Source organism: Bradyrhizobium sp. JR4.3, assembly GCF_040547695.1.
Classification (GTDB): domain Bacteria; phylum Pseudomonadota; class Alphaproteobacteria; order Rhizobiales; family Xanthobacteraceae; genus Bradyrhizobium; species Bradyrhizobium canariense.
The window spans coordinates 1-1,567 of sequence record NZ_JBEPQF010000091.1; the positions used below are offsets into that span (position 1 = coordinate 1).

1 protein-coding gene is annotated in these 1,567 nt (G+C 59.2%); it reads left to right on the forward strand.

Annotation, left to right across the window (positions count from 1 at the left end; translation table 11 throughout):
- The first annotated feature begins 85 nt into the window (after positions 1–85).
- Positions 86–1,456 (forward strand): transposase, encoded by a 1,371-nt coding sequence (locus ABIB91_RS41635; RefSeq protein WP_354172982.1) that lies wholly within the window; start codon positions 86–88, stop codon positions 1,454–1,456.
- Positions 1,457–1,567 lie beyond the last annotated feature (111 nt).

Here is a 1,567-nt window from a genome sequence, read left to right on the forward strand (position 1 = left end):
GGCCGATTTTGTTGCAAAAGTCGGTTGAGACAAGTCACGAAGCGTGATTCCGTTGTGTTGACGCGAATCTCGGCGAGGTCGATCCATGATGGGCCGTCTGAAGAGTGACCAAGATCAACTGTTCTACGAGTTTCGTCTTGGCGACGCGATACCTGAAGATCATCTGGTGCGGAAGATCGATGCTGCTCTCGATCTGTCCTGGCTTCGCGGTGAACTAGCATCTCACTATTCGTCGATGGGGCGCCCGTCGATTGATCCGGAACTGATGATCCGGATGCTGGTCGTGGGGTATGTCTTTGCGATCCGCTCGGAACGGCTGATCTGCCGTGAAGTGCAGGTGAACCTCGCCTATCGCTGGTTCTGCAAGCTCGGTATTGAGGACGCTGTCCCGGATCATTCGGCGTTCTCGCGCGCCCGTAACGAGCGCTTCCGCGATGGAGATGTTCTCCGCCGCGTGTTCGAACGGATCGTCGAGACGTGCATTGCCGTCGGTCTGGTTGGTGGCGAAGGATTTGCAGTCGATGCAAGCCTGATTGCGGCCGACGCGAACAAGCAGCGTTCGGTCGCAGGTCAGGACTGGCGCAGGGATCGCGATCCGGCCAGGTCTAGCCGCGCGGTGAAGGAGTATTTGGCAACTCTCGACGATCCGGCGTGGGGCGCCGCCAGCGATGTCGTTCCAAAGTTTGTCTCGCCATCCGATCCGGCGGCGCAGTGGACCGGCGCTCACAAGGGGCCGGCATTCTTCGCGTACTCCGACAACTATCTCATCGACGTGAAGTTCGGCGTCATCGTTGATGTCGAGGCCTCCCGCGCCATTCGTCAGGCCGAGGTCGGTGCAGCAAAGACCATGATCGAACGGACCGAGGAGCGCTTCGGTCTCAAGCCAGAGCGACTTGTCGGGGATACCGCTTACGGAGCGGCTCCGATGCTGAACTGGCTGGTCGAGGAGAAGGGCATCGCGCCGCATATCCCTGTGTTCGATAAATCGAAGCGGGATGATGGCACCTTCTCGCGGAGCGACTTTCGATATGACCCGACCGGCGACGTTTACCACTGCCCGGGTGGTAAGCGGCTTGGGACAAGCGGTACTGTGCATGAAGGCAAGACTCTTCTGTATCGTGCAAGCAAGCTCGATTGCGATGTATGCCCGCTCAAACCGCAGTGCTGCCCAAAGGAACCATCACGCAAGATCCCGCGCGATATCCATGAACATGCCCGAGACGTTGCCCGGTCGTTCGCTGGCACCGAGGGCTTCGAGCTCTCTCGACGTCAGCGCAAGAAGATCGAGATGAGGTTCGCACACTTGAAGCGCATCCTGAAGCTTGGTCGGCTCCGATTGCGCGGCCCGCAAGGTGCCCAAGATGAGTTTGTTCTAGCCGCCATCGCCCAGAATCTGAGGCGGTTTGCATCGCTGGTCGCACGTCCGCCACCGGCTCAGGCTCTGCGCATCGCGTAGCGTAGCGTCGAAGTTGCGTAAAATGCTTCAGGGCCAGCGCTTCAGAGCGCGGCTCAACGAAAGGTCTAGCGGTCAAATCCATTGTGGCCGACTTTTGCAACAAAATCGGCC

Bases quoted from the DNA above. Each gene is read 5' to 3' on its own strand.
- ABIB91_RS41635 (WP_354172982.1), top strand. From the start codon at position 86: ATGATGGGCCGTCTGAAGAGTGACCAAGATCAACTGTTCTACGAGTTT.